This window comes from Pseudomonas sp. SGAir0191 (assembly GCF_002812565.2).
Taxonomy (GTDB): Bacteria; Pseudomonadota; Gammaproteobacteria; order Pseudomonadales; family Pseudomonadaceae; genus Aquipseudomonas; species Aquipseudomonas parafulva_B.
In genome coordinates, this window is the sequence record NZ_CP025035.2 from 4950994 (window position 1) to 4977524 (window position 26531).

At 60.8% G+C, this 26531-nt stretch carries 25 protein-coding genes; 13 read left to right on the forward strand and 12 right to left on the reverse strand.

From position 1 onward, the window contains the following. Positions 1-37: 37 nt before the first annotated feature. Positions 38-1036, reverse strand: coding sequence for a phosphate ABC transporter substrate-binding protein PstS (locus CWR53_RS22290; protein WP_100852508.1), 999 nt, complete (start codon positions 1034-1036; stop codon positions 38-40). Positions 1037-1195: 159 nt separating this feature from the next. Next, on the reverse strand, positions 1196-2485 hold the full coding sequence (locus tag CWR53_RS22295) for an MFS transporter (RefSeq protein WP_058602751.1): 1290 nt from the start codon (positions 2483-2485) through the stop codon (positions 1196-1198). A gap of 353 nt (positions 2486-2838) precedes the next feature. On the opposite strand from CWR53_RS22295, the gene CWR53_RS22300 reads away from it, so the two are divergent. Together CWR53_RS22300 and CWR53_RS22305 are read left to right on the forward strand one after the other, a co-directional pair. Then, positions 2839-3237, forward strand: a complete 399-nt coding sequence (locus CWR53_RS22300) for an acyl-CoA thioesterase (RefSeq protein WP_003253317.1) — start codon at positions 2839-2841, stop codon at positions 3235-3237. Between the two features lie 70 nt (positions 3238-3307). Further along, positions 3308-4213 carry a D-hexose-6-phosphate mutarotase gene (locus CWR53_RS22305; protein WP_100852509.1) on the forward strand — a complete coding sequence of 302 codons (906 nt, stop codon included), beginning with the start codon at positions 3308-3310 and terminating at the stop codon, positions 4211-4213. Positions 4214-4226: 13 nt separating this feature from the next. Here CWR53_RS22305 and CWR53_RS22310 read toward each other — a convergent pair whose 3' ends face one another. The 5 genes from CWR53_RS22310 to CWR53_RS22330 form a co-directional block, all read right to left on the reverse strand. Then, positions 4227-4760, reverse strand: coding sequence for a DUF3299 domain-containing protein (locus tag CWR53_RS22310; protein ID WP_058602749.1), 534 nt, complete (start codon positions 4758-4760; stop codon positions 4227-4229). 47 nt (positions 4761-4807) lie between these two features. Next, the gene (locus tag CWR53_RS22315; RefSeq protein WP_058602748.1) at positions 4808-5053 is read right to left on the reverse strand and encodes a GlsB/YeaQ/YmgE family stress response membrane protein; all 246 of its coding nucleotides are present in this window, start codon (positions 5051-5053) and stop codon (positions 4808-4810) included. 108 nt (positions 5054-5161) lie between these two features. Further along, positions 5162-6244 carry a 5-(carboxyamino)imidazole ribonucleotide synthase gene (locus tag CWR53_RS22320; RefSeq protein WP_058602747.1) on the reverse strand — a complete coding sequence of 361 codons (1083 nt, stop codon included), beginning with the start codon at positions 6242-6244 and terminating at the stop codon, positions 5162-5164. 10 nt (positions 6245-6254) lie between these two features. Then, on the reverse strand, positions 6255-6746 hold the full coding sequence (gene purE, locus CWR53_RS22325; RefSeq protein ID WP_023532690.1) for a 5-(carboxyamino)imidazole ribonucleotide mutase: 492 nt from the start codon (positions 6744-6746) through the stop codon (positions 6255-6257). Positions 6747-6987: 241 nt separating this feature from the next. Continuing rightward, positions 6988-7905: a LysR substrate-binding domain-containing protein gene (locus CWR53_RS22330; protein WP_100852510.1), complete on the reverse strand. Its 918-nt coding sequence runs from the start codon at positions 7903-7905 to the stop codon at positions 6988-6990. Positions 7906-8087: 182 nt separating this feature from the next. On the opposite strand from CWR53_RS22330, the gene aspA reads away from it, so the two are divergent. The 4 genes from aspA (at position 8088) to CWR53_RS22350 (ending at position 12978) form a co-directional block, all read left to right on the forward strand. After that, entirely contained in the window at positions 8088-9512 is a 1425-nt protein-coding gene (gene aspA, locus CWR53_RS22335; protein ID WP_058602745.1) for an aspartate ammonia-lyase, read from the forward strand. 178 nt (positions 9513-9690) lie between these two features. Continuing rightward, a complete protein-coding gene (locus tag CWR53_RS22340) occupies positions 9691-10683 on the forward strand; it encodes an AraC family transcriptional regulator (protein WP_100852511.1) in 993 nt (330 codons plus the stop codon). A 148-nt stretch (positions 10684-10831) separates the two neighbouring features. Beyond that, positions 10832-11875, forward strand: a complete 1044-nt coding sequence (locus CWR53_RS22345; protein ID WP_058602743.1) for a histone deacetylase family protein — start codon at positions 10832-10834, stop codon at positions 11873-11875. Then, a complete protein-coding gene (locus CWR53_RS22350; protein WP_100852512.1) occupies positions 11875-12978 on the forward strand; it encodes a polyamine ABC transporter substrate-binding protein in 1104 nt (367 codons plus the stop codon). Before CWR53_RS22345 ends, CWR53_RS22350 begins: the two co-directional genes overlap by 1 nt. 80 nt (positions 12979-13058) lie before the next feature. On the opposite strand, the gene CWR53_RS22355 is transcribed toward CWR53_RS22350, so the two are convergent. Next, complete coding sequence (locus CWR53_RS22355; protein WP_100852513.1) at positions 13059-14597, reverse strand: PLP-dependent aminotransferase family protein; 1539 nt, start codon at positions 14595-14597, stop codon at positions 13059-13061. A gap of 90 nt (positions 14598-14687) precedes the next feature. Between CWR53_RS22355 and CWR53_RS22360 the strand changes: the two genes are divergently transcribed. From CWR53_RS22360 to CWR53_RS22370, 3 genes are read left to right on the forward strand one after another with little or no spacing between them, the layout of a single operon-like run. After that, the gene (locus CWR53_RS22360; RefSeq protein WP_100852514.1) at positions 14688-15317 is read left to right on the forward strand and encodes an FMN-binding negative transcriptional regulator; all 630 of its coding nucleotides are present in this window, start codon (positions 14688-14690) and stop codon (positions 15315-15317) included. Between the two features lie 12 nt (positions 15318-15329). After that, positions 15330-15776 (forward strand): GNAT family N-acetyltransferase, encoded by a 447-nt coding sequence (locus CWR53_RS22365; protein WP_058602739.1) that lies wholly within the window; start codon positions 15330-15332, stop codon positions 15774-15776. A 7-nt stretch (positions 15777-15783) separates the two neighbouring features. Continuing rightward, the gene (locus CWR53_RS22370; RefSeq protein ID WP_100852515.1) at positions 15784-16455 is read left to right on the forward strand and encodes a GNAT family N-acetyltransferase; all 672 of its coding nucleotides are present in this window, start codon (positions 15784-15786) and stop codon (positions 16453-16455) included. A 182-nt stretch (positions 16456-16637) separates the two neighbouring features. Here CWR53_RS22370 and oadA read toward each other — a convergent pair whose 3' ends face one another. Both oadA and CWR53_RS22380 read right to left on the reverse strand, forming a co-directional pair. Next, positions 16638-18446: a sodium-extruding oxaloacetate decarboxylase subunit alpha gene (gene oadA / locus CWR53_RS22375; RefSeq protein ID WP_100852516.1), complete on the reverse strand. Its 1809-nt coding sequence runs from the start codon at positions 18444-18446 to the stop codon at positions 16638-16640. Between the two features lie 98 nt (positions 18447-18544). Then, positions 18545-19960, reverse strand: coding sequence for an acetyl-CoA carboxylase biotin carboxylase subunit (locus tag CWR53_RS22380; protein WP_058602736.1), 1416 nt, complete (start codon positions 19958-19960; stop codon positions 18545-18547). Positions 19961-20150: 190 nt separating this feature from the next. On the opposite strand from CWR53_RS22380, the gene CWR53_RS22385 reads away from it, so the two are divergent. Continuing rightward, the gene (locus tag CWR53_RS22385) at positions 20151-21110 is read left to right on the forward strand and encodes a LysR family transcriptional regulator (protein ID WP_100852517.1); all 960 of its coding nucleotides are present in this window, start codon (positions 20151-20153) and stop codon (positions 21108-21110) included. On the opposite strand, the gene CWR53_RS23310 is transcribed toward CWR53_RS22385, so the two are convergent. Both CWR53_RS23310 and hexR read right to left on the reverse strand, forming a co-directional pair. Continuing rightward, entirely contained in the window at positions 21055-21273 is a 219-nt protein-coding gene (locus CWR53_RS23310) for a PA3496 family putative envelope integrity protein (protein ID WP_100852518.1), read from the reverse strand. The genes CWR53_RS22385 and CWR53_RS23310 overlap by 56 nt on opposite strands. Positions 21274-21395: 122 nt before the next feature. Beyond that, entirely contained in the window at positions 21396-22262 is an 867-nt protein-coding gene (gene hexR, locus CWR53_RS22395; RefSeq protein WP_023532857.1) for a transcriptional regulator HexR, read from the reverse strand. 103 nt (positions 22263-22365) lie between these two features. Between hexR and zwf the strand changes: the two genes are divergently transcribed. The 3 genes from zwf (at position 22366) to uvrD (ending at position 26531) form a co-directional block, all read left to right on the forward strand. After that, positions 22366-23808, forward strand: coding sequence for a glucose-6-phosphate dehydrogenase (gene zwf / locus CWR53_RS22400; protein ID WP_058603071.1), 1443 nt, complete (start codon positions 22366-22368; stop codon positions 23806-23808). Between the two features lie 84 nt (positions 23809-23892). After that, positions 23893-24207: a hypothetical protein gene (locus tag CWR53_RS22405; protein WP_058602734.1), complete on the forward strand. Its 315-nt coding sequence runs from the start codon at positions 23893-23895 to the stop codon at positions 24205-24207. A gap of 137 nt (positions 24208-24344) precedes the next feature. Next, the gene (uvrD, locus tag CWR53_RS22410) at positions 24345-26531 is read left to right on the forward strand and encodes a DNA helicase II (protein WP_100852519.1); all 2187 of its coding nucleotides are present in this window, start codon (positions 24345-24347) and stop codon (positions 26529-26531) included.

A 26531-nucleotide genomic window follows, 5' to 3' on the forward strand; every position in this document is an offset into this window, starting at 1 on the left:
AGAGGCTAGCCCAACGGCTTGCCCCTGCAGGGTTCGATTACTGCTTGGCGACGTTGCCGGCGTGGGACAGGCCCAGGTCGGCCAGGGTCTTGTCGACGACTTTGGCAGGCAGCGGGATGTAGCCATCCTTGACGACCACCTGCTGGCCGGCCTGCGACAGTACCAGCTTCACGAACTCGGCCTCCAGCGGGGCCAGCGGCTTGTTCGGTGCCTTGTTGACGTAAACGTACAGGAAGCGCGAAAGCGGGTAGCTGCCGTTCAGGGCGTTGGTCTCGTTGTCCTCGACGAACTCGCCGCCGTCTTTCTTGGCTAGCGGCACGGTCCTGACGCTGGCCGTCTTGTAGCCGATGCCCGAGTAGCCAATGCCATTGAGCGACGAGCTGATGGACTGCACCACGGAGGCGGAACCGGGTTGCTCATTGACGTTGGGCTTGAAGTCCCCTTTGCACAGGGCTTCTTCCTTGAAGTACCCATAAGTGCCGGACACCGAGTTGCGGCCGAACAGCTGGATCGGCTTGTTGGCGAGGTCGCCGGTTACTCCGGCATCGCCCCAAGTCTTGATCTCGGCCTTGCCACCACACAAACGAGTCGAGGAGAAGATGGCATCGACCTGGGACATGGTCAGGCCCTTGATCGGGTTGTCCTTGTGCACGAACACCGCCAGGGCGTCGACCGCAACCGGGATGGCGGTCGGTTTATAGCCGTACTTCTGCTCGAACGCCTGCAATTCGACGTCCTTCATCTTGCGGCTCATGGGGCCGAGGTTGGCGGTACCTTCGGTCAGCGCCGGTGGCGCCGTGGAAGAGCCCGCTGCCTGAATCTGGATGTTGACGTTCGGGTATTCCTTTTTGTAAGCCTCGGCCCACAGGGTCATCAGGTTCGCGAGGGTATCGGAGCCGACGCTGGAGAGGTTGCCCGAAACACCCGTGGTCTTGGTGTAGGTCGGGATAGCAGGATCGACAGCGGCCACTGCGTTGGCGGTTGCAACGCCAGCGGCGGCAAAGGTAAGGGCCGCCATCAAACGCTTCAATTTCATGCCTTGCTCCTAGCTGGAATGGGGGTGCTGAGAGGGAACGGGGGCCAGTATCTGCAGCGCGCATGAACACGATATGACTTGATTGTGACAATTGGATGAAATGCCATCATCGTGTCGAAGCGCTGCCTGCAGGGAGCAAGTGTCAGTGGCCAAGGCAATTCAACGCTTGTTGGCGAGCAAGTACAGACCTACAGAAAAGCCGACCACGCACAGTACAGCCACATAGTAAGCGGGCGCCATGGGGCTGACCTTCAGAAGCCCGGTTACCGCCATCGGCGTCAGGCCGCCGAAGATGGCATAGGCAACGTTGTAGGAAAACGACAAGCCGCTAAAACGAACCGCAGCCGGGAATGCCTTGACCATCACATAGGGCACTGCGCCGATCACGCCCACGCACAAGCCGGTCACCGCATACAACGGGAACAACAGCTCCGGCCGCGTGGGCAAGCTGTGGTAGAACGCCCAGGAACTGACCAGCAACATCAGGCTACCGACCACGAACACACGGCCTGCACCGAAGCGATCGGCCAGGCTACCGGCGCCAATGCAACCCAGGCTTAACAATACGATCGCCAGGCTGTTGGCCTTGAGCGAGTCGGTAGGGCTGATGTGGTAGATACTCTGCAGCAGGGCTGGTGTCATGAGGATCACCACCACGATGCCTGCCGAAAGCACCCAGGTCAGCAACATGGATAGCACGATGGGCCCGCGATGATCGCGCAGCACGGCCCGAAGCGGCAGCCCTTCGGCCAGGGCCTTGCGTTGCTGCATTTCTGCGAACACCGGGGTTTCATGCAGCCAACGGCGCAGGTAAACCGAAAACAGACCGAACACGCCGCCCAGCAGGAACGGGATTCGCCAGGCATAGCTGGCCACTTCTTCAGCGCTGTAGACGCTGTTGATCAAGGTCGCGACCAGCGAGCCCAGCAAGATACCGGCTGTCAAACCGGCAGTGAGCGTACCGCAGGCATAACCGGTATTGCGCGCTGGCACGTGCTCCGAGACGAATACCCAGGCGCCTGGCACTTCCCCGCCGATGGCCGCTCCCTGGATCACCCGCATCAACAGCAACAGGATCGGCGCCCACAGGCCAATCTGCGCGTAGGTCGGCAACAGGCCCATGATCAAGGTGGGCAAGGCCATCATGAATATGCTCAGGGTGAACATCTTCTTGCGGCCCAGCAGGTCGCCAAAATGCGCCATGATGATGCCGCCCAGGGGCCGTGCCAGATAGCCTGCGGCGAAAATGCCGAACGTCTGCATCAACCGCAGCCACTCGGGCATGTCGGCCGGAAAGAACAGTTTGCCAACCACGGTGGCGAAGAACACGAAGATGATGAAGTCGTAGAACTCCAGCGCACCGCCCAGTGCAGACAGTGAAAGGGTCTTGTAGTCACTGCGGGTCAGCGGCCGCGGGGCCTGCTCGATACTGCTCGGCGCGGAAGTCATCACGGTTATTCTCTTTATAGGGCAACGCCACACGGGATGCGGCTTGTTCAAGGCGAAGGCGAAGATAGCAAATTGCCGGACACGGCTGAAAGCGACACGCAATCCTTACCGACCTGCAAGAACGCATGGTCGTCGCTCGCGTAGATGCTCTATATACTGGCGTTTCGTACGAAATGTGTCCTGCTAGCGTGGGATATTGTGCGAAAACACCGGTCACTATACTCAGACGGTTTCGAAGCATTTCCCACGGCCGTCCCGTCATACGAATCGGCGTAGTATGTTGTCAGCTGAATCGTTTACCGGCCTAAGCGCCGCATCCAAGAAAAGCGTCACGGGTCAGAGGCCCCCACCGCATGATTGAGCTCGAACAAGAAGATCCAATTCCGCAGGGCGACCTTGCTCTGCAGATCACCGCGCTGCCACGGGAAACAAACGGCTTTGGCGATATCTTCGGCGGCTGGCTGGTCGCCCAGATGGACCTGGCAGGTACCGCCATGGCCAGCCGTGTTGCCGGTGGCCGCGTTGCCACCGTGGCGATAGATCGCATGGCGTTTCTGGTACCGGTGGCCGTGGGCGCACAGTTGTCTTTCTATACGCAGACGCTGGAGATCGGACGCAGCTCCATCCAGATGATGGTCGAAGTATGGAGCGACGATCCACTGTCCAGCGAATGGCGCAAGGTGACCGAAGCCGTCTTCGTCTTCGTCGCCATCGATGGCAGCGGCCGTACCCGTTCCGTCCCTCGTCGCTGAGGCCTGCCGGCGGTAAACTCATTGCCTGCGCCCGGGTCCAAGGCCCACTGGCAACCAATGAGATGACGCAATGGCTATCTTTCAGGTATCGACCGAGCAACATGGCGAGCTTCACTGCTGGCGTATCCGCAGCAGCTTCGCCGAACTACTGATCGCCCGCCAGGGTGCGCAGGTCCTCAGCTACCAGCGCACTGGCGAGCCGCCGTTGCTTTGGTTGAGCGACGAGGCCATTTTCCGCCAGGGGAAATCGGTCCGGGCAGGGGCGCCTGTGTGCTGGCCCTGGTTCGGCAACCTGCAGCGCAACCCCGAAACCGTGCAGTCCATGTACCACGCTGAACACGCGCCAGCCCATGGGCTTGTCCGGACGCGTGACTGGCAATTGCTGGGCCTTGAGGAAGTGGGCGAAAGCCTGCGGATCGAGTTCGAAATGGCCGAAGCGCAAGGCGGGTTGCCCGGGTGGCCGCACCCTGTAGAGCTCAAGCTGGTGGTCGTGCTGGACGCGGCGTTGACGCTGCAACTGACCAGCCGCAACCTTGGCGATAGCCCGGTCACCCTCAGCCAGGCCTTGCACAGTTATTTTGCAGTCAGTGATGTGCGCCAGGCCGAGGTCCACGGTGTCGAGGGTTTGTCTTACATCGAAACCCTGTCCGACTGGCAACAGCGCCATCAGCAGGGCGCGCTGGCGTTTAGCGGCGAGACGGACCGGATCTATCTGAATACGCCGCAAACGTTGAGCATCGTCGACCCGGCCTGGGGCAGGCGGATCATCCTGACCAGCAGCCGATCCCGTTCAGCGGTGATCTGGAACCCCTGGACCGCACGGGCCAAGGAATTGCCGGACATGGCCGATGACGGCTGGCAGCGCATGCTGTGCATCGAGACGGCGAACGTATGGGATGACGTGGTGCAGTTGCAGCCCGGGGCCAGCAGCTCGCTGGGGGTCAGGATCGATTGTGAAGTGATCTCAAAGGCCTAGTCCCACACACGCCTCAAAGATCGGCGTCCACCACTACCCTCACCTTCGCGGCGTCCAAGGCATAGGCCGCGTCGGCCAGGTCGTTGCTGACCTTTTCCACCTTCAGCGTGCCGCTGACCCACAGCGGTGCGTAAATGTCATCGATCTTCAGCCCTTTTGGATAGCGCACCAACACCAGCTGGTTAGGTGGCGGTGGCGGGACGTGGATACACGCGCCAGGGTAAGGCACCAGGAAGAACAGGGTGCTATTGCCCTTGGCATCGCTTTCAAGCGGCACAGGGTAGCCGCCCAGGCGAATGTCCTTGCCGTCCAGGGCGGGCACGGTTTTCGTCGAGTACATGACCGCAGGCAAGCCCTTGCTCTGCTTCAAGCCACCTTTGGCGGTGAAGGTGCCCATGGCCTCGGGGGAGTTATGGTCGATTTCGGGCATCTGCTCGAGCGCCTTCTGGTCCGACTTGGGCATCAGTTCCAGCCAGTCGGTCTCGGGCAATTCGGCATGGGCCAGGGAACTGGCCGACAACAGGAGGGCAATGAAGAAGGCACGCATGGAATGCTCGGCAACTCGGGATGAATTGCCGGCATTCTAACCAGTATTCAGCGTTTCTTGATGAATCCGTAGATCACCAGGAGGATGATGGCGCCTACCAGTGCACCAAAGAAGCCGGCTGCCTGACCTGCCTGATAGATACCAAGCGCCTGACCGCCATAGGTGGCCAACAGCGAGCCAGCGATACCGAGCAGGATGGTCATGATCCAGCCCATGCTGTCGTCGCCCGGTTTGATGAAACGAGCCAGCAGGCCGACGATGAGGCCGATGAAAATGGTTCCGATGATACCCATGGCAATCCCCTTGCAGTAAAGATGGAACACGCCAAAGCCTAGGCTGCGCTTTGGCGTGTTGCCACTTCAGAGGGCCCGCCGGATGCAGAAGTTCGAATTGACGCTCGATCAGTTGCCGATCAGCGCCTGCACTTGCGCAATCTTGTGCTCGAGCGTGGCCATGTCCTGGCACCGCAATGTGGCATGTCCGACCTTGCGCCCGGCCTTGAACGCCTTGCCATAGTGGTGCAGGTGGCAGTCGTCGATGGCCACGACCTGCTCCACTGGGGGAACTTCACCGATGAAGTTGACCATGGCGCTCTCGCCGACCTTGGCCGTGGAACCCAATGGCAAACCGGCGATGGCACGCACGTGGTTTTCGAACTGGCTGCACTCGGCGCCTTCGATGGTCCAGTGCCCGGAGTTGTGCACGCGCGGTGCAATTTCATTGGCCTTGAGCCCGCCGTCGACCTCGAAGAATTCGAACGCCATGACCCCGACATAATCGAGTTGTTGCAACACGCGACCGACGTAGTCTTCAGCCAGCGCTTGCAGCGGGTGCGCCTGACTGGCGACCGACAGGTGCAGAATGCCGCTGTCGTGCGTGTTGTGCACCAGCGGGTAGAACCGTGTTTCGCCATCGCGGGCCCGGACAGCGACCAGCGATACTTCACCGGTAAAGGGTACGAAGCCTTCGAGCAGGCACGGCACGTTGCCCAGTTCGGCAAAGGTGCCTACCACGTCCTGCGCAGTGCGCAGGACTTTCTGGCCCTTGCCGTCGTAGCCCAACGTCCGGGTCTTGAGCACCGCTGGCAGACCGATGCTCGCCACTGCGGCGTCCAGGTCTGCCTGCGACAGGATGTCGGCGAACGCAGGGGTGGGGATCCCCAGGTCACGGAACATGCTTTTCTCGAACAAGCGGTCGCGGGCGATGCGCAGGGCCTCGGCACTTGGGTATACCGGCACAAACTGCGAAAGAAAAGCCACGGTCTCGGCCGGAACGCTCTCGAACTCGAAGGTAACCAGGTCAACCTGGTCGGCCAGCTGGCGCAGCTGCTCCTGGTCGCTATAGCCTGCGCGCAGGTGCTCGCCCAGAGAGGCGGCACAGGCATCAGGCGCCGGGTCGAGGAAGGCGAAGTTCATGCCCAGCGGAGTACCCGCCAGTGCTAGCATGCGGCCCAGCTGGCCGCCACCAATTACACCGATATTCATGGGTTGAACCTCAAGCCTGACGCGGATCTGGGTTATCCAGCACGGTGTCGGTCTGTTCCGTGCGGAACTGCTTCAACGCCGCGTGGTACTGAGGGTGCTTGGCGCCGAGGATGCTGGCCGACAACAGCGCGGCATTGATCGCGCCCGCGCGGCCGATGGCCAGCGTGGCAACCGGCACGCCGGCCGGCATCTGCACGATCGACAGCAGCGAATCAACGCCTGAAAGCATCGACGACTGCACGGGCACGCCCAGCACCGGCAGGTGGGTCTTGGCCGCGCACATGCCAGGCAAGTGGGCCGCACCACCGGCACCGGCGATGATCACCTCGATGCCCCGGCCGTCAGCTTCTTCGGCGTACTGGAACAGCAGATCCGGCGTACGGTGGGCGGAAACCACCTTCACCTCGTAGGGAATGCCGAGTTTTTCCAGCATATCGGCGGTGTGGCTAAGGGTGGACCAATCGGACTTGGAGCCCATGATCACGCCAACCAGTGCACTCATCGTCGAGCCTCTCCTGCAAGCGCCTTCTGGCGCGCTAAAAGCAACAAGCCACGCAGGTGGACCGGCGTGGCTTGTCATACGGATTATGAATCGACCGGGTCGGCCGAAGGCGCAGGATTGTAGCGTATTCATGAAGGGAGCGCCCACCCCCATAAGCACATGCCGGATCAAAGGGCAAGCTGTCTCGCGGGACAAGTTTTCACGCTCGATGGGCTAACGCACAGCGACACGAATCAAGGATTCAAACAGACACCTCGCCTTGAACGCTGGTCGACTCCAGTTTGCGCCACAGCAAGCGCACGTTGGCCTTTCGGACCAAGGCGCAGCGGTACAGGCGAATTTCCAGCGGCACGTGCCACTGGCTGCCACCGCAGATCGCAAGTTCTCCACGCTCCAGTTCGCCGCGCATGGACAGTCGCGGTACCCATGCCACCCCCATCCCCTCCAGGGCCATGCTCTTGAGGCTGTCAGCCATGGCGGTTTCATAGACGGTGGTGTAGCGCAGATTGCGCTGGCGCAGCAGCAGGTTCACCGAACGGCCAAGGAAGGCGCCGGCGCTGTAGGCCAACAATGGCACGCTGGTTTCACCCTCAAGGGTGAACAACGGTTTGCCTTCGGCATCCACGGCACAAACGGGCAACATCTCGGTGGTGCCCATGTGCAGCGAGGGAAAGATTTCGGCGTCCATCTGCAAGGCTGCATCAGGGTCGTAGAACGCTAGCATCAGGTCGCAGCCGCCTTCCCTCAAGGCATGCACTGCATCGCCGACGTTGGTGGCAACAAGCCGGGTGGCGATGTTCAGCCCATCGTTGCGCAGCTGGGCCACCCAGCGCGGGAAGAAGCCCGACGCGAGCGAGTGCGCGGCCGCCACTTGAATCACTTCGCCCTGGCCACCCTCGAGATGATGCAAATGGCGAAGAATTTCGCTCAGTTGGTCGACAACCGTACGGGCTGTTACCAAAAACAGCTGGCCCGCCTCTGTTAGCTCGATAGGGGTGCGGGAACGGTTGACCAGGGTAAGCCCCAAGGCTGCCTCCAAGCTACGAATCCGCCGGCTGAAGGCCGGCTGCGTCACGAAGCGCCGCTCCGCCGCCTGGGAAAAACTGCGGGTCGAGGCCAGGGCACTAAAGTCCTCCAGCCATTTGCTTTCTAGGTTCATTGGGCCGCTCCCCTGCCGTGCACCAAAATGGAACACGCTCGAAAATCAATCGGCGTCACATCTATCACTATGCCGTTTGTGCATAGGTTAGCGTGCAACAGCATTGGCCGCAAAAACACCTTAGGGCCTAGGATTGGCGCCATTCCGGCATGTGCCGGGTCAAACTCGAGATGATATTTATCATGTCCGCTGCTGCATCGTTCCGCGTCGAAAAAGATCTGTTGGGCACCCTTGAAGTTCCTGCCGATGCCTACTACGGCATCCAGACCCTGCGCGCTGCCAACAACTTCCACCTCTCTGGCGTCCCCCTGTCGCACTACCCCAAGCTGGTCGTGGCCTTGGCCATGGTCAAGCAGGCGGCTGCCGATGCCAACCGTGAGCTGGGCCACCTGAGCGATGCAAAGCACGCTGCCATCAGTGCAGCCTGCGCCCGTCTGATCAAGGGCGACTACCACGAGCAGTTCGTGGTCGACATGATTCAAGGGGGTGCCGGTACCTCCACCAACATGAACGCCAACGAAGTCATCGCCAACGTTGCGTTGGAGGCCATGGGTCACCAGAAGGGTGAATACCAGTACCTGCACCCCAACAACGATGTGAACATGGCGCAGTCGACCAACGACGCCTACCCCACCGCTATTCGCCTGGGCTTGCTGCTGGGCCACGACGCCTTGCTGGCCAGCCTCGACAGCCTGATCCAGGCCTTTGCTGCCAAAGGTAAAGAGTTCGACCACGTACTGAAGATGGGTCGTACCCAGCTGCAGGACGCCGTGCCGATGACCCTGGGCCAGGAATTCCGCGCCTTTGCCACCACCATGACCGAAGACCTCAACCGTCTGCGCTCGCTGGCACCTGAGCTGCTCACCGAGATCAACCTGGGTGGCACCGCGATTGGCACCGGCATCAACGCCGATCCGGGCTACCAAGCTCTGGCCGTACAGCGTCTGGCGACCATCAGTGGCCAGCCACTGGTACCGGCTGCCGACCTGATCGAAGCCACCTCCGACATGGGCGCCTTCGTACTGTTCTCCGGCATGCTCAAGCGCACCGCGGTCAAGTTGTCGAAGATCTGCAACGACCTGCGCCTGCTGTCCAGCGGCCCACGTACCGGCATCAACGAGATCAACCTGCCGGCTCGTCAGCCAGGCAGCTCGATCATGCCAGGCAAGGTAAACCCGGTAATCCCTGAAGCCGTGAACCAAGTGGCCTTCGCTATCATGGGCAACGACCTGGCCCTGACCGTCGCGGCCGAAGGCGGCCAGCTTCAGTTGAACGTGATGGAGCCGTTGATCGCCTACAAGATCTTCGACTCGATTCGCCTGCTGCAACGCGCCATGGACATGCTGCGCGAGCATTGCATCGTCGGCATCACCGCCAACGAGCAGCGCTGCCGTGAACTGGTCGAGCACTCGATCGGCCTGGTCACTGCCCTGAACCCTTATATCGGCTACGAAAACGCCACCCGTATCGCTCGCGTTGCCCTGGAAACCGGCCGCGGTGTGCTTGAACTGGTGCGCGAAGAGAAGCTGCTGGACGACGCGATGCTCGACGACATCCTGCGTCCGGAAAACATGATTGCCCCGCGTCTGGTTCCGCTCAAGGCCTGACCAGCACGTTGTAACCGTCTCACCAGGTCGAGGGACTAGACACCTCTCAACCTTTCCTAAGCCCGGGCGTATGCTTCGGGCTTTTTTTTTGCCCGCCCGGTGCCGGTTGGCAGGCATTGACGGCACTCGGCATACAACTTGCTCGGTAATGCGTCCCAGACCTACGGGACCACCCAGCATGCTGCACAGCCACCTGACCACCCTCAACGCGGTTTCGCTGATTCTCAACGTCTTCCAGGCTCAAGGCTGCGAAGCCTCGGAACTGCTGGCCGGGAGCGGCATAGGCCCAGCGGACCTTGGCCATGCCGATGCACGCATCACGACCCAGCAGGAACTGCAGGTCTGTGCCAATGCCGTGGCACGTCGGGAGGATATTGGCCTGGAGTTGGGCCAGCGCATGCGCGTGTCTTCCTACGGCATGCTGGGGTACGCCCTGCTGTCCAGTGCCACTTTGGGTGACGCCCTGAGCCTGGCATTGGAGTATCCGGCACTGCTGGGAACAGTTTTTACCTTGCGTCTGGTCGACGACGGCCACCGTGTCTGGCTCAGCGCCAGCGATTATCGGGACAGCCCTGCGCTCAGCGCTTTCAACGCCGAATTCTGCATGGTGTCGTTGAAGGTCATCTGCGACGACTTGCTAGGCCTCGATCTGCCGCTGCTCGGGGCTCGCTTCGAGCACCTGCGCCCGGATTACCACGCGTGCTACAGGCGCATGTTCCAGTGCCCGACCACCTTCGCCTCCCATGACAATGCCTTTGCCTTCGAGCGGCACTGGCTAGACGCGCCACTTCCCCTGGCCGATCCGATCACCCACAAGGCCATGAAAGAGCAATGCCGACGCCTGAACCTCGAGTTCACCGGCCGGCAGGCATGGCTAGGGCGCGTTCGCCAATTGCTTGTCAATCAACTGGAAGCAGCGCCGGGCCTGGAGGGCCTGGCACGGCAGATGAACTGTTCGTCCCGTACGCTTCGCCGTCATTTGCAGGCGCTGGGCTGCAGCTATCAGCAATTGCTCGATGAGTTGAAGTTCGAACGGGCCAAGGAACTGCTCGCTGACGGGCACATGCCGATCCACCGCATTGCCGAAACGCTTGGGTACAGCGAGACGGCCAGTTTCCGTCATGCCTTTGTGCGCTGGAGTGGCGTGGCGCCGACTCGGTTTCGTGGATGACCCTGCTGCTAGGCCCAGGGTAACTGCCGCGAAGATGAAGGTGTTCGACGTTGGCCATATCTATCCTCTTTTGGCCGATTCGGATGTTCTCGCTAAGCGGCCCCGTTCGTGACAATGGATGCACGCCAGTACCCACCGGAGAACAACAATGCTGACGATCTATTCCGATGATCACCGTCTGCACCATGGCCGCTGCGAGCTGATCGACGGCAAGCTCATGCCTTGCTTCGAAATGCCCTCGCGTGCCGATCACGTCCTGGCCCAGGTACGCAAACGCGAGCTGGGTGAGGTCAGAGGCCCTGACGATTTTGGCCGTGCGCCGTTACTGCGCGTACACAGTGCCGACTACCTCGACTTCTTCGAAGGTGCCTGGGCGCGCTGGGCAGCCATGGGCCAGGAGGGCGATCTGCTTCCCTATACCTGGCCTGCTCGCACGTTGCGGGCGGTCAAGCCCACCGGGTTGCACGGTGAGCTGGGTTACTACAGTTTCGATGCAGGGGCGCCCATCACGGCAGGCACCTGGCAGGCCGCCTACAGCGCAGCCCAGGTCGCGCTCACGGCGCAAGCGGCCATCGAGCAGGGTGCCCACGCCGCGTTCGCATTGTGTCGTCCACCGGGGCACCACGCGGCAGGCGACGTCATGGGGGGCTACTGCTACCTGAACAATGCAGCCATCGCTGCCCAGGCCTTCCTCGACCAAGGGCGAGCAAAGGTGGCAATCCTCGACGTGGACTACCACCACGGCAATGGTACCCAGGACATTTTCTATAGCCGCGCCGATGTTTTCTTCGCCTCCATTCACGGTGATCCTCAGGATGAGTTCCCCTTCTTCCTAGGCTATGCCGACGAAACCGGAGCCGGTGCCGGCGAGGGTTGCAACGTGAATTATCCGCTACCGGCAGGCAGTGACTGGTCGACCTGGCGGGCAGCTCTGGAAGACGCTTGCGAGCGCATCGCCGCGTATGAGCCGGAGGTCGTGGTGGTATCGCTGGGGGTGGACACGTTCAAGGACGATCCGATCTCCCAGTTCAAGCTCGACAGTCCTGATTACCTGGAGATGGGCAAGCGCATCGCGCAGCTCGGCAAGCCCACCCTGTTCGTGATGGAAGGTGGCTATGCCGTGGAAGAAATCGGCATCAACGCCGTCAACGTGCTCGAAGGCTTCCAACGCGCACAACCCGGAGCTCGATAATGGCCACCCTCAAACAGCTACTCGCCCCTCTCGTTGCTGCAGTACTGTGCGCGGGTACCCTGCCCGCCCAGGCCGAACAGCGCACGCTGCGCGTGTACAACTGGTTCGATTACATCACCCCGCAGACGCTAACCGACTTCCAGAAGGACAGCGGTGTGAAGCTGGTGTATGACATCTTCGATACCAATGAAGCGCTGGAAGCCAAGTTGCTGACCGGCAACTCTGGTTACGATGTGGTGGTGCCATCCAACGTGTTTCTGGCCAAGCAGATCGAGGCCGGCGTGTTCCAGCCGCTCGATCGCAGCAAGCTGCCGAACTGGCAACACCTGGACCCGGCCCTGATGAAGCTGATCGAGGCCAACGACCCCGGCAACCGCTTCGCCGTGCCGTACATGTACGGCACCATACTGATCGGCTTCAACCCGGCCAAGGTCAAGGCTGCGCTCGGCGACAATGCGCCGGTGGACAGCTGGGACCTGATCTTCAAGGAAGAGAACATTGCCAAGCTCAAGCAATGTGGCGTGGCCCTGCTCGACTCGCCTTCGGAAATTCTGCCGCTGGCCCTGCAGTACCTGGGCTTGCCACCCAACAGTGACAAACCGGCCGACTACAAGAAGGCCGAGGCGCTGATGCTGAAGATTCGCCCGTATATCACCTACTTCCACTCCTCGAAGTACATGGCAGACATCGCCAATGGCGACATCTGCGTAGCAGTGGGCTACAGCGGCAGCTTTTCTCAGGCCGCCAACCGCGCCCGCGAAGCCAAGAACGACGTGGTGGTGGACATGCGCCTGCCCAAGGAGGGCGCACCGATCTGGTTCGACATGCTGGCGATACCGAAAAACGCGGCCAACCCGGAAGACGCCTATACGTTCATCAATTACCTCCTGCGGCCGGAGGTGATTGCGCCGATCAGCGACTTTGTCGGGTACCCCAACCCGAACAAGGATGCGACCGACAAGGTGAACCCAGCGATTCGCAACAATCCCAACCTCTACCCGACGGCAGAGGCAATGACCAAGCTGTACACCCTCAAGCCATTGGCGCGAGATGCAGAGCGTGCGCGGACCCGCGCATGGACCAGAATCAAGTCCGGGACCTGAGTCGCCTGCTTCGCGGGTAAACCCGCTCCCACAGGTACAGCGCTGACCTTGAGTGCTGTGCAGATCCTGTTGGAGCGGGTTTACCCGCGAAGTGGCCGCCAAGCCTTGCGCAGTTTCATCAAGGCCTCGGCAATTTCCCCTTCCGGCACCGCTGCAAACCCCAGCACCAGCCCTGCCCGCTTATCCACAGGCACCTCGCTGTCCGCCAACCAGAAATTGCTTAGCGCCGTCACCTCTATACCCACCGCCTCAGCCTTGGCTACCAGTTCCTGCTCACGCGCAAAGTTATCCACATCCACCTTCACATGCAGCCCGGCCGCCACTGCCGGCATGGCACCCAACCCGGGAATATCCACAGGCCAGCCGGCCTTGAGCACATTGCGTCGGCTCAACGCCGCCTTGCGCATGCGCCGGATATGCCGCTGAAAGTGCCCACGGGCCATGAACTCGGCCATCACGCACTGGCTGCTGACCTCGGAATGCCGCACCGCCAACGCCTTGCCCTGGCTGAACGCTTGGGCCAGCGGCGGCGGCAGCACCAGGTAACCCAGGCGCAGCGCCGGGAAGGCGATTTTGCCGAAGGTGCCGACATACAGCACCCGCCCGTGCGGGTCGAGCGCTGCAAGCGGGGCCAAGGGCGCGCCACGGTATCGGTACTCACCGTCATAGTCGTCCTCGATAATCCAGGCGTCGTTACGCTCGGCCCAGGCCAGCAGTGACAGGCGACGCGCCAGGCTCATGGTCACCCCGGTCGGGTACTGATGAGCAGGCGTCACGTAGGCCAGCCGGCAATCCTCCAATTGCGCTAGCCGAGTGCAATCCATCCCCTCTTCATCCACCGCTACACCACGCACCCGGCCACCCGCCAGTACGAAGGCATGACCGGCTGCCCGATAGCCCGGGTTTTCCACAGCCACACCGTCGCCTGGTTGCAGCAGCAACTGTGCACAAAGGCTGATGGCCTGTTGTGCACCACTGGTGATCACAATTTGTTCAGCCATGCAACTCAGCCCACGCGAGCCTCGCAAGTAGGCAGCGATGAGTTCGCGCAGCATCGGCTCGCCCGCCGGGTCGCCATAACCCAGTTGAGCGGGGCTCGGATGACGCCAGAAACCCGCCTGCAGCTTGGCCCAGACGTCAAACGGGAACAGGTCGAATGCGGGAATACCGACGCGGAAAGCACGCGGCTGACCGCTTCTTGGCGGCGGCAAGTGGTTGGTTTTCAGCCGCTGAAAAGCGTCACTGAAACACCGTTTGCTGGATAAATCCTCAGTATCATTTAGTGAAAATGTGGATAAGTCTGTTGATAACCCATGGGATAAGCCTGTGGATACTCGTGTGGATAGTTTTGGTAGCCGACTTACGTAAGTACCATCACCCACCCGGCTTTCGATGTAGCCCTCGGCGTACAACTGGTCATACGCCCGCACCACACTGTTGCGTGATAGCCCCAGCATGGTGGCCAACTCACGGGTGGCCGGCAGCCGGGTTCCGCTGCTCAGGTGCCCATCCAGCACCCGCGCTCGCAGCGCCTGGTACAGCTGCTGGCTAAGCCCGCGATGGCGATCCAAGGCGATCCCGGAAGGGTCGAAAGGCAAAACGAGGGGGCTATCACTCATGGTATTGGACCTATCAAAACAGGCAGTAATGGCTCTTACCCAGAACCAATAGCCTGGCTAGGATGGCACCGTTGCACAAGGAAACCGAGCATGTACAACAGCAAACCCCACCAGGAACACGACCTCGGCCGCCTGCACCAGCATATGCTCGATACCCGCCTGGCCGTGCTAGTCAGCCAAGGAGAACAAGGCCTGTTGGCCACACACCTGCCGGTGCTGGTCGATACCGACGAAGGCAAGTTAGGCACCGTCTATGCGCACCTGGCACGGGCCAACCGCCAATGGCAGGACCTGGCACAAGGTGGCGAAGCCCTGCTGGTCTTCCCCGGCGCCGATGCCTATGTCAGCCCCGGGTACTACCCAAGCAAAGCCGATAACCCCAAGGTCGTGCCGACCTGGAACTACCTAGCCGTACACGCCTACGGTCCGGCCGAGATAATCCAAGACCCAGCAGCATTGCTGACTATCGTCAGCCGCCTGACCGAGCGCCACGAACAAGGCCGCAACGAGCCATGGAGCGTCACCGACGCCCCGGCTGACTACCTCGACGGCATGCTCCGCGCCATCGTCGGTGTCCGCCTGCCCATCGCCCGCCTGCAAGGTGCGCGCAAGCTCAGCCAGAACCGCTCCGAGCAAGACATCGCCGGCGTGCGCGAAAGCCTGGCCGCCAGCCCCGATCAATTGGACAACCAACTCGCAGCGCACATGCGTCAGCTTTGAAGGAGTAGCCCCATGCCCAGCGTTACCCTGCGCCCTGTCACCGCTCAAGATCACGCCGCCTGGCACGCCTTGTGGCAAGCCTACCTGCACTTCTACGAAACCAAGTTGGCCGATAACGTCAGCCTGAGCACCTGGCAGCGCCTGCTCGACCCGAGTGAGCCGACCCATTCGGCACTGGCCTGGGTGGATGGCAAGGCGGTGGGGATGGTCAATTTCATCTACCATCGTTCCAACTGGAGCATCGAGAATTCCTGCTACCTACAGGACCTGTACGTCGACAGCGCGCAGCGTGGTCTGGGCGTTGGTCGCCAGCTGATCGAGCACGTCTACACCACAGCCAAGGGCGATAACTGCATCAAGGTGCACTGGCTGACCCACGAAACCAACGCCACCGCCATCAGCCTGTATCAGCAGGTTGCCGAGCGCTCGGGCTTTATCCAATTTCGCAAAGGCTTGTAGGCTGAACATGACAGACGCATTGAACTGGAAACCCGCTGCAACGCCCCAGGCCGAGCCCATCGAGGGCCGCTTCATCCGCCTGGAAAAGCTCGACCCTGCGCGCCATGGCGACGACCTCTGGGAAGTGCTGCAGGGCCCAACCGCCGACCCGATGCTATGGGACTACCTGCCTTATGGCCCGTTCACCGAGCGTGCCGCCTTCGACCGCTGGCTGGACGGCAACGCCGCAGGCCGCGACCCCCTGTTCTACACCGTCATCGACCGCCCCACCGGCCAGGCTCAGGGCATTCTCAGCCTGATGTCGATTGTGCCCGACCACGGCCGCATCGAAATCGGCCACATCGCCTTCGGCGCCGCCATGCAGCGCACCCCCAAGGGCACCGAGGCGGTGTACCTGCTAGGTAAGCTGAGCTTCGAACTGGGCAACCGCCGGCTGGAGTGGAAGTGCAACAACGCCAACGCCCGCTCCAAGCGCGCGGCAGAGCGCTTTGGTTTCACCTTCGAAGGGGTGTTCCGCAAGCACTTGGTGGTGAAGGACCACAACCGCGATACGGCCTGGTATTCAATTACCGATGATGAGTGGCCGCAGGTGGCTACCGGGTTTGAGCGGTGGTTGAGTGATGAGAATCAACAGCCAGAGGGCCAAGTAGTAACCCTCGAGGCTTGCCGCAAAGACTGATTTTTGCGCTGGCTTCACCGGCCCTATCGCCGGCAAGCCAGCTTCCACAGGATTAACTCGATGTCGGAACCTGCGGCGATCCTATGGGAGCGGGTTACCCGCGAAGAGGCCGGTGAATCCAGCAAAGAAAAAGGGGAGCATCCGCTCCCCCGAGGTAAACCGCTTATAGATTAGGGTCTGAATCAGCCCTGGATCTCGATCAGGATCTCACCCGGCGTGACACGGTCGCCCTTGGCCACGTGGATTGCCAAGACCTTGCCGGCGATAGCCGCCTGCACTTCGGTCTCCATCTTCATGGCTTCAGTGATCAGCACCGCCTGGCCGGCCTTGACCATGTCCCCTTCCTTGACCAGCACATCGACAATGTTGCCGGGCATGTTGGTACTCACATGCCCCGGCTCGCTAGCCTGCTTGCGCTTGCTGCCGCCGCCGCCAACGAACTCGTTGAGGGGTTCGAACACCACTTCTTCCGGCATGCCGTCGATCGACAGGTAGAAGTGGCGCTTGCCTTCGGCTTTCACACCAACGCCAGTGATGTCGACGCGGTAGGTTTCACCGTGCACGTCGATGACGAACTCGGTCGGGACGCCTTCACCGCCTGGCGCAGAAACGGCGCCAGCCTCCGGAATTGGCAACAACGCTTCCGGGGTAAGGGTGCCGGCTTCGCGTTCTTCGAGGAACTTGCGACCAATGTCCGGGAACATGGCAAAGGTCAGCACGTCCTCTTCGCAACGGGCCAAAGCACCAATGTCGGCACGCAGCTTGGTCATCTCTGGCTTGAGCAGGTCGGCCGGGCGCACGTCGATCACTTCTTCGCTGCCGATCGCCTGGCGGCGCAGCTGCTCGTTGACCACGCCAGGGGCTTTACCGTAACCGCCTTGCAGGTACAGCTTCACTTCGTTGGTGATGGTCTTGTAGCGCTCGCCGGCCAGCACGTTGAAGAACGCCTGGGTGCCAACGATTTGCGAGGTCGGCGTCACCAGCGGCGGGAAGCCGAGGTCTTCACGCACACGCGGGATCTCTGCCAGCACTTCGTTCATGCGGTTGAGCGCGCCCTGCTCTTTCAGCTGGTTGGCCAAGTTGGAAATCATGCCACCCGGCACCTGGTTGACCTGCACGCGGGTATCCACGGCGGTGAACTCGCTTTCGAACTGGTGGTACTTCTTGCGCACGGCGTAGAAGTACAAGCCGATTTCCTGCAGCAGTTCCAGGTCCAGGCCGGTGTCGAACTCGCTACCCTTGAGCGCAGCAACCATCGACTCGGTACCCGGGTGGCTGGTGCCCCAGGCGAAGCTGGAGATGGCGGTATCGATGTGGTCGGCGCCGTTTTCCACAGCCTTGAGCTGACACATGGCTGCCAGGCCGGCGGTGTCGTGGGAGTGGATAAACACCGGTAGCGACTGCTCGGCTTTGAGCGCCTTGACCAACTCGCCCGTGGCAAACGGGGTCAACAGGCCGGCCATGTCCTTGATGGCGATCGAGTCGCAACCCATGGCCTCCATTTGCTTGGCCTGGTTCACGAACGCCTCGATGGTGTGCACCGGGCTGGTGGTGTAGGCGATGGTCCCCTGGGCGTGCTTGCCCGAGGCTTTGACCGCCTCGATGGCCACACGCAGGTTACGCACATCGTTCATGGCGTCGAAGATGCGGAATACGTCGATGCCATTGACGGCGGCCTTGGCGACGAATGCCCTGACCACATCGTCGCTGTAGTGACGGTAACCCAGCAGGTTCTGGCCGCGCAGCAGCATTTGCAGGCGCGTATTGGGCAGTGCTGCACGCAGTTTGCGCAGGCGCTCCCACGGGTCTTCCTTCAGGAAGCGCACGCAGGCATCGAAGGTGGCGCCCCCCCAGACTTCCAGCGACCAATAACCGACCTTATCGAGTTTCTCGCAGATCGGCAGCATGTCTTCGGTGCGCATACGGGTGGCCAGCAGAGACTGGTGGGCGTCGCGCAGGATCGTATCGGTTACGTGAATCTTCTTGGACATTGTTATCTCCTCGTCGCGGCAAGCTTCACGCCTCAGCCGGCCTGCACAGACGCGTTGGCGCTGGCTGGCAATCTGGGTTTCGCAGCTTGCTGCTGTATTCAAATGCCTGCGTGGGCGGCGATGGCGGCAGCGATGGCCAGGGCCAGCTCTTCGGGTTTGCGCTTGATCGAATAGTTGGTCAGTTCCGGGTGGGTCTCAACGAAGCTGGTATTGAACTGACCGCTACGAAATTCCGGGTTACGCAGGATTTCCTGGTAATACGCCGCAGTGGTCTTGACCCCTTGTACACGCATGTCATCCAAGGCCCGCAGGCCGCGATCCATGGCCTCTTCCCACGTCAATGCCCACACCACCAGCTTCAGGCACATCGAGTCGTAGAACGGTGGAATGGTGTAGCCGGTGTAAATGGCGGTATCGGTACGCACACCGGGGCCACCTGGCGCGTAATAACGAGTGATCTTGCCAAAGCTGGGCAGGAAGTTGTTCTTCGGGTCTTCGGCATTGATGCGAAACTGCAGGGCGTAACCACGGTGCTGGATATCTTCCTGCTTCACCGACAGGGGCAGGCCCGATGCGATGCGGATCTGCTCACGCACGATATCGATACCGGTAATTTCCTCGGTGATGGTGTGCTCGACCTGCACACGTGTGTTCATTTCCATGAAATACACTTCGCCATCGGCCAGCAGAAACTCAACGGTACCGGCGTTCTCGTAGTCCACCGCCTTGGCTGCACGTACTGCCAAGTCGCCGATGTACGCGCGTTGCTCTGGGGTAAGTTGCGGGCTCGGTGCAATTTCGATGAGCTTCTGGTTACGGCGTTGGATGGAGCAGTCGCGCTCGAACAAGTGCACGACATTGCCGAAGCTGTCGCCGAGAATCTGCGCCTCGATGTGCTTAGGGTTGACGATGCACTTTTCCAGGAACACTTCCGCCGAACCGAATGCCTTGGTGGCCTCGGAAATCACGCGCGGGAAGTTCTGCTCCAACTCTTCGCGACTGTTGCAGCGGCGAATACCACGGCCGCCACCACCCGACGTCGCCTTGAGCATTACTGGGTAACCAATACGATCACCTTCACTGAGCGCCTCGTGAATGTCGGCGACGTTGCCCTCTGTGCCTGGGGTGACCGGAACGCCCGCGGCGATCATGGTGCGGCGCGCTTCGGTCTTGTCGCCCATGCGGCGAATGACGTCGGCAGCAGGCCCGATGAACTTGACCCCGCGCTCGGCGCAGATCTCGGCCAACTCCGCATTTTCCGAGAGAAAGCCATAGCCCGGGTGCAAGGCATCGCAGCCCGTTTCCACTGCCAGGTTCACCAACTTGCGAGGATTCAAATACCCGGCCAGTGGCTCTGCGCCAATGCTGTAGGCTTCGTCTGCACGCTTTACATGCAGCGCGTGCCGGTCGGCGTCGGAAAAGATCGCTACCGAGCGGATGCCCATTTCGGCGCAAGCGCGCACGATCCGAACTGCAATTTCACCTCGGTTGGCGATCAGGATTTTTTTTATCACTGGATTCTTCCCAAAGCCGTATGAACAGTCGACACGGTTCTACCGGTCGGCGCGTGGCCCGTTGTTGTTCGGCCAGTCGCAGATTCACCCTAGCGCTATAGGTCGATAAACAAAAATCAATATTTGTTAGGGGCAGTATTAGCAAAAGCTTATAGTGAAGTTACAAGGTATTGCCGACGAGTCGAATAAAATGCGTAAGTCCTTGATGCGTATGACATTGCGTCAATTGCAGGTCTTCAATGAGGTGTGTGATCTTCGCTCATATAGCCGCGCGGCCGAAGAGATGGCGCTCACGCAACCCGCCGTTAGTCTACAGATCCGTCAACTCGAAGAGCTGATTGGCCAGCCGTTGTTCGAATACGTGGGCAAGAAGTTGTACCTCACGGAAGCCGCCGAAGCGCTGCAACGGGCCAGCCACGACATCTTCGGGCGTCTGGAGAGCCTGGATATGCAGTTGTCGGACATGCAGGGGTCGTTGCAAGGGCAGTTGAAGCTGGCGATCGAGTCCAGCGCCAAGTATTTCGTGCCGCATCTGTTCGCGGCATTCAAGCGGCGGCACCCGGAAGTCAACCTGACCTTGACCGTGGTCAACCGGGCACAGGCCATCCGGCGGCTATCTGATAACCGTGATGACCTGATCATCATGTCCATGGTGCCGCAGGACATGGGGCTGGACTTCCTGCCGTTCCTGAATAACCCGATCATCGCCGTCGCGCCGCCGGAGCATGCCCTGTGCAGGCTGCCGCGGCTGCGCCTGCAAGACCTCGAGCCCCATACGCTGCTGATACGCGAACAAGGCTCAGGCACCCGCAAGGCTTGCGAGGAGTATTTCAAGGAAAAGCGCGTGCATTTCACCCAAACCCTCGAAGTAGCTTCGGCCGATGCCCAGCGTGAATGCGTGATAGCCGGGTTGGGTATCGCGTTGCTGACCCGCCATGCCGTGAACATGGAGCTGGCCACGGGAAACCTGGTAGAACTGCCCGTCGAGGAGTTGCCGCTGTACCGCAGCTGGTGCGTCGTTCAATCCAAGGCCAAGCGGCAATCGCCGGTCGCACTCGCCTTTCAGGCCTTCATACGCAGCGAGCGGTCATTGATCAGCGCATTGGTCGAGCGTTTTTCAGGTCAGTCGTCGCTGCTGCCTGCCAGGTAGTGAGCCCGTCGAAGTCAGGATAATCAGCGACATCACGCAAGAGTTGCCGTTGGTCACAGTAGCTTTCGATGGCGCGGCGGTACTCCATGCGTCGCTGGTCCTTTTCCTGCTGTTTGCGAGCCTTGGCGTTGGGTTGGTAGATGCCGTCGTGGTCACGAGCCATTGCCTGATTCCCGGAAAGGATGCGGAAGGCTCAGAATGACCCGATGGTTTTACCGTTTGAAGGCGCGATGATGACAGCGTCGTGAACGATGATGGCGCCGACCCGTGGAACCGAAGCAGGCTTCAGTCGTCATGGGCTTTGATCGACTTGGGCGACAGTCGCAGGCTACGCAGGCTGCGCTTGACGCTCTTGAGGTGATTGACCAGGCTTGGACCGCGCGCCATGGCAACGCCCATGGCCAGCACGTCGATGACCACCAGGTGAGCAATGCGCGAGGTCAGAGGCGTATAGATCTCGGTGTCTTCATGAACGTCGATGGCCAGGTTGACCGTGGACAGCTCGGCCAGCGGGGTCTGGCTGGGGCACAACGTGATCAGGTTGGCGCCGCTTTCACGGACCAGGTTGGCCGTGATCAGCAAGTCCTTCGAGCGGCCTGATTGCGAAATGCACACCGCTACGTCGCCAGGCTTGAGCGTCACGGCGGACATCGCCTGCATGTGCGGGTCGGAGTACGCCGCCGCGCTAAGCAGCAAACGGAAGAACTTGTGCTGGGCATCGGCTGCCACGGCCCCGGACGCGCCGAAACCATAGAACTCCACACGCTGCGCCTGCGCCATGGCGCTGACGGCCTGCTGAAGCGCCTGTGGGTCAAGGTGCTCGCGCACCTCCATCAAGGTATGCAGGGTCGTGTCGAAGATCTTGAGGCTGTAATCGGCGACAGAGTCGTCTTCATGAATGGCAAACTGCCCAAAACTGGCCCCGGCGGCCAGGCTCTGCGCCAGTTTCAACTTCAGGTCCTGAAACCCCGAGCACCCGATGGCCCTGCAGAAACGTACGATGGTCGGTTCACTGATACCGACGCTATGTGCCAGGTCGGCCATCGAACTGTGCATGACGGCGGCCGGGTCCAGCAGCACGTGATCGGCCACTTTCAGTTCCGATTTGCGCAGCAGGTGGCGCGATTGGGCGATATGTTGCAACAGATTCACGGGCTGGACTCGGTTATGATCGGCTGGCCGGGTTGTAGCTTTCTTGTAGTTATACTACATGGACGGCAACCCGCCCAGTTAAACGAACGTGGAGCGTGGTGGTTTGACTATTCCTTGCGACATTCTGGTCTTTGGCGGCACGGGCGACCTGGCCCTGCACAAGTTGCTGCCCGCGCTCTACCACTTGTTTCGTGACAATCGCCTCGACCCTGCCGTGCGGGTAATCGCCCTGGCTCGGCGCCCTCTGCCGCGCAGTGATTACCTCAAGCTTGCAGAGCGGCATTGCCGGGCACAGATCGCTCTTCGCGACTTTGACGAAGACATCTGGCGACGCTTTTGTGCCCGGGTCGACTACTTCGCGATGGATGCGACCCAGAGTGCTGATTTCGTTCGGCTGGCACGCTACCTGGGCGAGCCCGGGGGCTTGATGCGCGTGTTCTATCTCGCCACCGCGCCTTCGCTGTTCGCGCCCATTGCCAGCCATTTGCATACCGCAGGGCTGGCCGACAGCGAAGCGCGTATTGTGCTCGAGAAACCGATCGGGCACTCCTTGTTGTCGGCCACTGCCATCAATGAAGCGATCGGAGCGGTGTTCGAAGAGCGGCAGGTGTTCCGTATCGATCACTACTTGGGCAAGGAAGCCGTCCAGAACCTTATGGCCTTGCGCTTTGCCAACGCACTCCTTGAGCCGGTGTGGCGCAATGGGCAGGTCGATCACGTGCAGATCAGTGTCGGTGAGACCTTGGGCGTGGAGAACCGTGGTGGCTACTACGACCGAGCAGGGGCCATGCGCGACATGCTGCAGAACCATTTGCTCCAGCTGCTCTGCCTGGTGGCCATGGAGCCGCCTGCGCAGTTCGAAGCCGAGGCCGTGCGTGATGAGAAAGTGCGAATTCTCCGAGCGCTTCAGCCGATTACCGGACAAGACGTCCAGGAGAAGACTGTTCGTGGCCAGTACGGGGCCGGATATATCGGCGGTCAGGAGGTAGGCGCGTATTACTTTGAAAAGGACGTCGATAACGACAGTGATACCGAGACCTTCGTCGCCATCGAAGTGCACATCGACAACTGGCGCTGGGCTGGCGTGCCCTTCTACTTGCGCACGGGCAAGCGCATGGCCCGGCGCTCCTCGCAGATCGTCATCCAGTTCAAACCTGTACCGCATGCGCTGTTCGAGGGTGGCCAGGTCAACCAGCTGTTGATTCAGTTACAGCCAGACGAGCGCATCAGCCTGCGCATGATGACCAAGATCCCCGGCAAGGGCATGCGCCTGGAGCCGGTCGACCTGGACCTGAACCTGGCCCAGGTCTTCAGCCAGACACGTCGCTGGGAAGCCTACGAACGTTTGTTGCTGGACGTGCTCGAAGGCGACTCGACCCTGTTCATGCGACGCGATGAGGTCGAAGCCGCCTGGGCGTGGGTGGATCCCATCATCAAGGGCTGGGAAGCGCATTTCCAGGCTCCGCGCTCGTACCCTGCCGGGAGCAATGGTCCTGAGCAGGCCAATAGCCTGCTCGCCCGCCATGGCAGAAACTGGCACGGGTGAAGCGTTGCCCAATCGTAGCCCTGCCTTGATACGGAGACAGTAGCGATGCGCATACGCGCTACTTTCACCATCAAGGAGGCTCCCATGAGCACACTCAGAGACTTCGTTGCTTACAACCAGACCGCAGGCGGTCAGAAATCCTTCCGGGTTCACGGTGTCGTCACCGTGCCAAGTCCGGCGTTCGAGCCGGTACTCATCGAGCCGGCAGTTCGCCACCGGGGCGGCTGGGAGGTTCTGCAACTCAAGCTGGTGGACACTGGGGTCATCGCCAATGCTGTATTGACCGAGAAGACTGTCGAATACCTGCGTGAAGGGCCGTGTGGTTTCAAAATGCTGGAGATCATCCATGCAGATGGCAGTCTGCGCATCGCAATCGAAGACCTCCAGGCGCTCGACTGATGCAGCCAGCCAGTGCGCCGAAGATGGCGCCCTGGTGTGACCCAGGCGCCCTTGTCGCGATGAACGGCAGGGGCCCAAGGTGAATATTCATACAGTAGATGTTTGCCCCTGGCTCAGCGTCCCCCTAGAATGGCGAGATGAGCACAGATGACCTATCCCTCCTGCTGAATTCCCTCAATGATGCCCAACGCCAGGCTGTAGCGGCTACGGTCGGGCGTCAACTGGTGCTTGCCGGCGCCGGTTCCGGTAAAACCCGTGTGCTGGTGCATCGCATCGCCTGGCTGATCCAGGTGGAGCAGGCATCCCCGCACTCGATCCTGTCGGTGACCTTCACCAACAAGGCTGCTGCGGAAATGCGCCACCGGATCGAGCAATTGTTGGGCATCAACCCTGCAGGGATGTGGGTGGGGACATTCCACGGTCTGGCGCATCGGCTGTTGCGTGCCCACTGGCAGGAAGCGGGGCTGGTGCAGAACTTCCAGATTCTCGACAGCGACGATCAGCAGCGCCTGGTAAAACGGGTGATGCGCGAGCTGGGGCTGGACGAACAGAAGTGGCCGGCACGCCAGGCCCAATGGTTCATCAACGGCCAGAAAGACGAAGGCCTGCGCCCGCAGCACATTCAGCCAGGCGGCGACCTGTTCCTGATTACCATGCGCGATGTCTACACCGCATACGAGCAGGCCTGCGAGCGCGCCGGTGTCATCGATTTTTCCGAGTTGCTGCTGCGCGCCCTGGATTTGTGGCGCGATCACCCAGGCCTGTTGGCCCACTACCAACGCCGCTTCCGTCACGTGCTGGTCGATGAGTTCCAGGATACCAACGCCGTGCAGTACGCCTGGCTGCGTCTGCTGGCCCGTGGTGGCGACAGCCTGATGGCGGTGGGGGATGACGATCAGTCGATTTACGGCTGGCGCGGCGCGAAGATCGAGAACATCCACCAGTACACGGCTGACTTCCCAGATGCCGAGTTGATCCGCCTGGAGCAGAACTACCGCTCCACCGGGGGCATCCTCAAGGCTGCCAACGCCTTGATTGCCAACAACAGTGGGCGCCTGGGCAAGGAATTGTGGACCGACATGGGTGAAGGTGAACCCATTACGCTGTACGCCGCCTATAACGAACACGACGAAGCACGCTATGTGGTCGAGACCATTGAAAGCCTGATCAAGCAAGGCAACGCGCGTGACGAAATCGCTATTCTGTATCGCTCGAACGCCCAGTCACGGGTGCTCGAGGAAGCCTTGCTGCGCGAGCGGATTCCCTATCGTATCTATGGTGGCCAACGCTTCTTCGAGCGTGCAGAGATCAAGAATGCAATGGCCTACCTGCGACTGATTGAAGGCCGCGGCAACGATGCGGCGCTGGAACGCGTGATCAACGTGCCGCCGCGCGGCATTGGCGAGAAAACCGTCGAGGCCATTCGCGAGCATGCACGTCACAGCCAGGTCTCGATGTGGCAGGCGATGTGCCAGCTCATCGCCGCAAAAGCGCTCAAGGGCCGGGCTGCCAGCGCGCTGGGTGCGTTCATCGAGTTGATCGACGGGCTTGCCGCCAAGGTCGAAGACATGCCGCTGCATACCATGACGCAGACCACCATCGAACAGTCCGGGCTGATCATCTATCACCAGGAAGAAAAAGGTGAAAAGGGTCAGGCACGGGTGGAAAACCTTGAGGAACTGGTTAGCGCAGCGCGCAACTTCGAATCGACCGAAGAGGACGCCGACCTCTCTCCACTGTCCGCCTTCCTTGGTCACGCCTCGCTCGAAGCCGGCGACACGCAAGCTGACGAGCACGAGGACAGTGTGCAGCTGATGACCTTGCACAGTGCCAAAGGCCTGGAATTCCCCTACGTGTTCCTGGTGGGCATGGAGGAAGGACTGTTCCCGCACAAGATGAGCCTGGAGGAGCCAGGTCGTCTTGAGGAAGAACGCCGCCTGGCCTACGTGGGCATTACCCGCGCAATGCGTCAGCTGGTCATGACGTATGCTGAGACAAGACGGCTCTACGGTAGTGAGACCTACAACAAGGTGTCTCGCTTTGTACGCGAGATTCCGGCTGGTCTGGTGCAGGAAGTACGTTTGTCGAACAGTGTCAGCCGCCCGTTCGGCACTCCGAAGACAGCCCTCAACAGCCACCTGTTTGCCAATGCGGATATCCCCGAAACCGCATTCAACCTCGGCCAGCGCGTGCAGCATTCCGTTTTCGGTGAAGGGGTCATCCTGAACTTCGAAGGCTCCGGGGCCCAGGCTCGTGTACAGGTCAACTTTGCCGAAGGCAGCAAATGGTTGATGGTGGGCTACGCCAAGCTTGAAGCAATCTGA

Bases quoted from the DNA above. Each gene is read 5' to 3' on its own strand.
- CWR53_RS22290 (WP_100852508.1), bottom strand. From the start codon at position 1,036: ATGAAATTGAAGCGTTTGATGGCGGCCCTTACCTTTGCCGCCGCTGGC.
- CWR53_RS22295 (WP_058602751.1), bottom strand. From the start codon at position 2,485: ATGACTTCCGCGCCGAGCAGTATCGAGCAGGCCCCGCGGCCGCTGACC.
- CWR53_RS22300 (WP_003253317.1), top strand. From the start codon at position 2,839: ATGATTGAGCTCGAACAAGAAGATCCAATTCCGCAGGGCGACCTTGCT.
- CWR53_RS22305 (WP_100852509.1), top strand. From the start codon at position 3,308: ATGGCTATCTTTCAGGTATCGACCGAGCAACATGGCGAGCTTCACTGC.
- CWR53_RS22310 (WP_058602749.1), bottom strand. From the start codon at position 4,760: ATGCGTGCCTTCTTCATTGCCCTCCTGTTGTCGGCCAGTTCCCTGGCC.
- CWR53_RS22315 (WP_058602748.1), bottom strand. From the start codon at position 5,053: ATGGGTATCATCGGAACCATTTTCATCGGCCTCATCGTCGGCCTGCTG.
- CWR53_RS22320 (WP_058602747.1), bottom strand. From the start codon at position 6,244: ATGAATATCGGTGTAATTGGTGGCGGCCAGCTGGGCCGCATGCTAGCA.
- purE (WP_023532690.1), bottom strand. From the start codon at position 6,746: ATGAGTGCACTGGTTGGCGTGATCATGGGCTCCAAGTCCGATTGGTCC.
- CWR53_RS22330 (WP_100852510.1), bottom strand. From the start codon at position 7,905: ATGAACCTAGAAAGCAAATGGCTGGAGGACTTTAGTGCCCTGGCCTCG.
- aspA (WP_058602745.1), top strand. From the start codon at position 8,088: ATGTCCGCTGCTGCATCGTTCCGCGTCGAAAAAGATCTGTTGGGCACC.
- CWR53_RS22340 (WP_100852511.1), top strand. From the start codon at position 9,691: ATGCTGCACAGCCACCTGACCACCCTCAACGCGGTTTCGCTGATTCTC.
- CWR53_RS22345 (WP_058602743.1), top strand. From the start codon at position 10,832: ATGCTGACGATCTATTCCGATGATCACCGTCTGCACCATGGCCGCTGC.
- CWR53_RS22350 (WP_100852512.1), top strand. From the start codon at position 11,875: ATGGCCACCCTCAAACAGCTACTCGCCCCTCTCGTTGCTGCAGTACTG.
- CWR53_RS22355 (WP_100852513.1), bottom strand. From the start codon at position 14,597: ATGAGTGATAGCCCCCTCGTTTTGCCTTTCGACCCTTCCGGGATCGCC.
- CWR53_RS22360 (WP_100852514.1), top strand. From the start codon at position 14,688: ATGTACAACAGCAAACCCCACCAGGAACACGACCTCGGCCGCCTGCAC.
- CWR53_RS22365 (WP_058602739.1), top strand. From the start codon at position 15,330: ATGCCCAGCGTTACCCTGCGCCCTGTCACCGCTCAAGATCACGCCGCC.
- CWR53_RS22370 (WP_100852515.1), top strand. From the start codon at position 15,784: ATGACAGACGCATTGAACTGGAAACCCGCTGCAACGCCCCAGGCCGAG.
- oadA (WP_100852516.1), bottom strand. From the start codon at position 18,446: ATGTCCAAGAAGATTCACGTAACCGATACGATCCTGCGCGACGCCCAC.
- CWR53_RS22385 (WP_100852517.1), top strand. From the start codon at position 20,151: ATGCGTAAGTCCTTGATGCGTATGACATTGCGTCAATTGCAGGTCTTC.
- CWR53_RS23310 (WP_100852518.1), bottom strand. From the start codon at position 21,273: ATGGCTCGTGACCACGACGGCATCTACCAACCCAACGCCAAGGCTCGC.
- CWR53_RS22405 (WP_058602734.1), top strand. From the start codon at position 23,893: ATGAGCACACTCAGAGACTTCGTTGCTTACAACCAGACCGCAGGCGGT.
- uvrD (WP_100852519.1), top strand. From the start codon at position 24,345: ATGAGCACAGATGACCTATCCCTCCTGCTGAATTCCCTCAATGATGCC.